The organism is Leptospira kirschneri serovar Cynopteri str. 3522 CT, assembly GCF_000243695.2.
In the GTDB taxonomy this organism is placed as follows: domain Bacteria; phylum Spirochaetota; class Leptospiria; order Leptospirales; family Leptospiraceae; genus Leptospira; species Leptospira kirschneri.
Map to the genome: position 1 here is coordinate 1 of NZ_AHMN02000016.1, position 4,790 is coordinate 4,790.

General features: G+C 38.4%; 5 protein-coding genes. All 5 read left to right on the forward strand.

Translation table 11 applies throughout. The annotated features are described in order from the left end of the window. Window positions 1-1,568, forward strand: a 1,568-nt coding sequence (locus LEP1GSC049_RS0207175; protein WP_016561116.1) for a polymorphic toxin-type HINT domain-containing protein, incomplete at its 5' end; no start/stop codon positions are given. 9 nt (window positions 1,569-1,577) lie between these two features. Beyond that, window positions 1,578-2,417 carry a hypothetical protein gene (locus tag LEP1GSC049_RS209810; RefSeq protein ID WP_016561120.1) on the forward strand — a complete coding sequence of 280 codons (840 nt, stop codon included), beginning with the start codon at window positions 1,578-1,580 and terminating at the stop codon, window positions 2,415-2,417. Between the two features lie 255 nt (window positions 2,418-2,672). Then, window positions 2,673-2,867, forward strand: a complete 195-nt coding sequence (locus tag LEP1GSC049_RS209805) for a hypothetical protein (RefSeq protein WP_016561117.1) — start codon at window positions 2,673-2,675, stop codon at window positions 2,865-2,867. A gap of 148 nt (window positions 2,868-3,015) precedes the next feature. Beyond that, a complete protein-coding gene (locus LEP1GSC049_RS209800) occupies window positions 3,016-3,258 on the forward strand; it encodes a hypothetical protein (protein ID WP_016561119.1) in 243 nt (80 codons plus the stop codon). Further along, a partial coding sequence (locus LEP1GSC049_RS2000000228570; protein ID WP_025186093.1) for a TIGR04388 family protein occupies window positions 3,255-4,790 on the forward strand: 1,536 nt, incomplete at its 3' end. The genes LEP1GSC049_RS209800 and LEP1GSC049_RS2000000228570, both read left to right, overlap by 4 nt.

Sequence of the window (4,790 nt, forward strand, 5' to 3'; positions counted from 1 at the left end):
ATGGAAGGATTCGAAGAGAATTTGAACAACATTCTGTTGGAACGGAGAAACATTCAAGAAACGTTGCATTAGAAAAAAATGATGAATCTTCAAGCGAGGTTCAGTCTTCTGAATGGGTGAAGGTAGAAGACTTACGTTTAAGAGATCAAGTATTAAGATCCGACGGAAGTTGGGGAACTGTAACAGGAATCTACTATTACAACACAGAACCCACTAAAGTTTACAACTTAGAAGTAGAAGATAATCATACATACGTAGTCGGCGGGGATACATTCGGAATCGGTTATGTAGTTCATAACTACGATCAGAGAATGCGGGATACATTAGCAAAAGTTAAAACGTCAATAACTGACAGAATAGCACAGGCAACGGAAAGAGAGAGTTTTGACTTTGAGGGTTCGACCTGGGTAAAAAAGGGAGGCGAGCCGATTCTTGACAAAAAAGGAAAGCCAATTAAGGACAAATATCAACCCGTTTATTACGAATCTGCAAGTAATCAATATCACAAAAACGACAGATTGTATATAGAGCCAACTTCTGACGGTAAAGACATCCAACTTAGACAAGTTCAAAGAGAGGGAGAATATTACAAAGACGTGAAAGTATATGACAAATACTTAAACTGGAAAGGTAATGTGGACTTTGCAGGTAACTTACCCCATTTGAACCCGAGTGATCCAAATTCGGTTAGGTTCCATGTAGATTACACGGACAAGTTTGCAAATGAACGAGGTTACAACTTTGAAAAAGATGGGAATGGTAAAACGAAGACACATACAGTTAACGTAGATGGGGAAAGTCGTAGTTATATCAATACAACAGACGGCGGTCGAGTGTTGCTTGGATATACTGCATCGACGCAAAGAGAAACGTATTACCAGGATTTAACAGCAAATAATAAAAAGATAATATATGAATTACCGAAATCGGGAGATCACTTAGATCAATCAGGGATTTGTAATTCAGCGGCGCCTGGAACTGTAATGCGTGGACTTGGATTTAAGATGACGGATGCCCAAGTTCATGATTTTGGCCGTTCTCAGATAATGATAGCGAGAGAGATCCAAGAATACGGTGTAACGCTTGCAAACAAAAAGAACCCGGATGGAATCAAACCGAGTGGAATCACCATTGAGAAAATATCTGAGAAGGCATTGTCTCATTTTGGTTTTGAAATTCCACAAAAGGGATCTATTTACAATGATGTGAAGAAGCCAACGATACCAAAGCGTGAGGACTTTGATTCTGATTTCGCCTTAGAGCAAGAGATGAGAGGGCACAATAACAAACTTGAAGCTCGAGCCAAAAGTTCCTTGGATAAAGTGAAACCTTGGATCATTGATCAGATTAAACATGGAAACGCTGTTGTAGCGGGAGGAGATTTTACCGGTTCCGGTCACGTAGTGACAATTGTAGGATATGATTCAAAAGGATATATAGTACATGATTCCTGGGGAGATGCGATGAAAAATTACAACAAAGCATCGGTGACATCAGGACAATACGTGCATTACCCATTTGACAAATTTTCGCTTGGATATGGATATACTTTAAGGAAGAAGAAATAGGAGATTAGTATGAAGTTTGTATATTCGTTTTTTGTATTGTTCCTTTTGACTACGAGCGTTTCGCTTTCTGCGCAAGAAGACAAGTATTCAATCAGTGATTGTATTGGCAAAGATGGAAACCCTGAGTTGTACAAAATCCCGAAGATGAAGGAAGGAGATGTAATCAAAGGGACTTGGTATGACATCTTTTCCGGTACGCCCGGCGATGCTGTGGATTGGGCCAGTAGTTTTTTCAAACATCCAAAAATTGCATCAAAATATTCTAATGCAACAAAGCCAAAGGATTTTGTAAAACTCAAAGAATGGGCGGAGTCAACTTGCGGAAAATCTGCCCCTTATGGTATTCAATACAATGAAATGCATTCAGCTTGCTTTGATTTGTCCAAGAACAAAGGAATTGGGGAGATTATACTTTCTCCGATTACTTTAGAAGAAAAAAATATTTACTTTCAGTTATCTTTTATAACAAAAGACAATTTTATTAACAAGCTATTTACTCAGATTTCCTTTCCTAAAAAAGTACGTTTTTACTTTTTGATCCCAGAAGAACTGGAAGGTGGTCCGCGAGGAGGGAAGATATTCAAAAACTTAAAATTGGTTTCTTCCCAAGAAGCAGAAATTCCGTTTAAAGAAGGTTATTTGAAGGTTCCGATCCAATCGTATGACAAGATACGGAGCCAGTTCAAAGTAGATCGAAAAAAAGTATATCATGATAACATTATCGTTGCGACTGAAATTCTGGAAATCTATGAATCGAAAGGAAACGGAGAGGATTCAAAAACCTGCATCGATGAAATATCAAACAACTTGGGCGAGAAATATTACCAAAGAGAACTGATGAAACCATGAAAGTAGTATGACTAACTCCAAAAAAAGGCCCGCTTTTTTAAAGAAGCGGGTTTAAGTTGTGTTTTGCTTAATAATGGATTTGGGAAATATTAAGAACAGTGATTTTAAAATAAAGAGAAAAAATATTAGAATATTAATAAAAAAGAAAACTCTAAAGGATCTGAAAGAGTTTTAAACGAGAGAGAGCGTGTTTTAGAAAGTGGGAATCTCAAGATATACCTTCTTGAAATTTATTAAGAGAACGAGGGTAATGAAATGAAGAAAGGTTTTGTGTTGGGTGAGGCGGTGAAAGACCGAACAACTGGCCAGAAGATGTATGTGGAAGTAGTTTGGAATCCAAAGGTATCGTGCATTTACTTTGATCCAGAGCGTGAAGCATTAGTAAAAGTTCAAGTGTTTCCAGAAGATTTGGAAAGTATCAAGGATTCCTTGCCATATCTTCCGAAGTAAGAATTTTGTGAACCCCAAAAAAAGCGGGTTTGAGTTATGTTTTGTTTAAAAAAAAGATTTTAAAATAAAGAGAAAAATATTAGAATATTAGTAAAAAAGAAAACTCTAAAGAATGTTTCTGATAATAGAAAAGAAGGTGTTGAACCAAATGAAAGAATTTAAACAAGAGCCATTGCTGAAACAAGTATCTAGAAAACTAAAAGACCTAAGCGAACCAGAACTTCAAGAGATAGATGAATGGATTGATAAAACACAAAAAGAAAAACATGATATAATGATGGATAAGTTTATGTATGAATTTGGTATTGCGATCGGATTGGATCGCCCTTATGGTTTGAGTTTGGTAAAGAAACGAAAGACCTCTTCACCTCGTCAAAAAAAACCAAATTGAGAACTATTACTCATATCAATGAAAAACCGTGCACCTGTGGTGCACAGTTTTTAGAAATAACGAACGGAGACAAATTTTTTAGAACTACGAACAAGACCTTAATTTACAACTGCGAAAGCGATCGAAGTGGAAATCCTGCGATGCAACATGATTTTAAACATTGTTACTTTGGAATATACGAAGAATTTGAAATGTTGCGTTGCAGATTGAAGCGTAGAGCGCGGTTTCTCGAAGCGAGAGCGGAGAGAAATTCGCCCAAAGCATCTGCGTTAGGTGAAGCGATGCAAACTGCAGTAGCCGCGATGAAGATGAGTAACTTAAACTTTGGATTGAGCTATAATCAAGATGCAGGACTAGGAATGAACGTAAATACAAACTTTACGAGCGGATTAGGACTTGGACTTGATTACAACTTTAAGAGCGGAGATTACACAGCGAACGCAAGCTACGACAAAAACCATATCGGTGGACAAAGCTGGGCGAATGCAAGTTTTAATATATCGGCAAGTAAGACCGGCCAATCGAACCTAACGCTTTCCTACAACGACGACGGCGGAGAGAGCAAGATTCCGCAAAGACTGAGAGGGCAAGGAGCTACATTAGATTTTGGTAATGATGGCTTGGTTTCCTTGAGCATCCAAGGACTGAAAGGAGCGACAGTAGCCAATATCAGCTACAATACAAACTCACATGGTTTTGAAGATCTGAAGCTCAACGGAAATTTTCAAAACGAATTCAACCAAGGACTGATCGCAGAACATTCTCACGAGAATTTAAAAAAACAACAGATGGAATTGTTGAAACCGATGGTCGGGACGGGGATCAAGATGGGCTTGTATTCCCAAGCTGAGATCGACCAAACGTTACCAAGAGACGGGAAAGGTGGAATCGACATGGAGAAATCGGATCCGAGTAAGCTTCTTGCGAAGTGGGATCATTACAAAAACAGCATGTCCGGGAGTGAGGATAGCATCAAGATCTGGAAAGAACAAGTGACGAGAGCGGGAGAAGAAGCGGGAGTGAAGATTCGCTTTAACGAGGGAAAAAGTGCGGCGTCAACCTTTGGTAAGTTTGTGAGCGGTCTTGTAGGTGATATTGCTCAAAGTTTTGGATTTGCAAACGACGGTTCTAAGATGGTTGATAAACAGAGGGTTTTTCACTTAGATACGTGCTTTGCCCCAGGGTCCAAAATAACAAGATTAAAGAACAAGAATATTAGAATATACGGAAATGTTAATTCTACTGAAATGAATTCGAACGAATTTAGTTCTAATGACTATGAGTTTACAAATATTGAAGACGTAAAAATCGGAGATGTAGTACGTTCTTGGAACGAGAATACAAATACTTTTGAGAACAAGAGAGTAACAGAGACTTTTGTACATGAAGTTCCACAGCTTTTCTTTCTGGAATTAGATGGAGAAGAAGAAATCCATACGACATGGAACCACCCATTTAGAAGACAGAAGACAGACGAATTTGCTAACGCAAATTCTAGACAGAGGACTGAGGACAGAAACGGAGGAGACATT

Excerpts from the sequence above, each read along its gene's own strand:
- LEP1GSC049_RS209810 (WP_016561120.1), top strand. The coding sequence starts at position 1,578 with ATGAAGTTTGTATATTCGTTTTTTGTATTGTTCCTTTTGACTACGAGC.
- LEP1GSC049_RS209805 (WP_016561117.1), top strand. The coding sequence starts at position 2,673 with ATGAAGAAAGGTTTTGTGTTGGGTGAGGCGGTGAAAGACCGAACAACT.
- LEP1GSC049_RS209800 (WP_016561119.1), top strand. The coding sequence starts at position 3,016 with ATGAAAGAATTTAAACAAGAGCCATTGCTGAAACAAGTATCTAGAAAA.